General features: G+C 52.0%; 1 protein-coding gene. It reads left to right on the top strand.

Going from position 1 to position 327, the window contains the following annotated elements:
* Nucleotides 1-327 (top strand): IS1 family transposase (locus L972_RS20880; RefSeq protein ID WP_156127049.1); only part of this gene is annotated, 327 nt, incomplete at both ends.

Genomic DNA, 327 nt, shown 5'->3' with positions numbered 1-327 from the left:
GCTCGATGACGTGGCGCTTATCTGTGAACTTGATGAGCAATGGGCCTATGTTGGCAATAAACAGTATCGACATTGGCTTTGGTATGCCTTTGATACCAAGAGAAAACGAGTCGTGGCATATACCTTTGGCCCACGCAACGATGAGACATGCCGTCGGTTGCTGAGCCTGCTTTCTCCGTTCCAGATAGGCTTTATCACCAGTGATGACTGGGGAGGCTATGCCAGAGAGGTGCCGAGCGAGATGCATCTGACCGGGAAGATATTCACCCAGCGTATCGAGCGTAACAACCTGACGCTCAGAACGCGCATCAAGCGATTGGCTCGCAA

Source organism: Aeromonas sp. ZOR0001 (genome assembly GCF_000801015.1).
GTDB classification, from domain to species: Bacteria; Pseudomonadota; Gammaproteobacteria; order Enterobacterales; family Aeromonadaceae; genus Aeromonas; species Aeromonas veronii.
The sequence above is the reverse complement of the archived record's forward strand: the minus strand, read 5'-3'. Positions and strand labels throughout refer to the sequence as shown.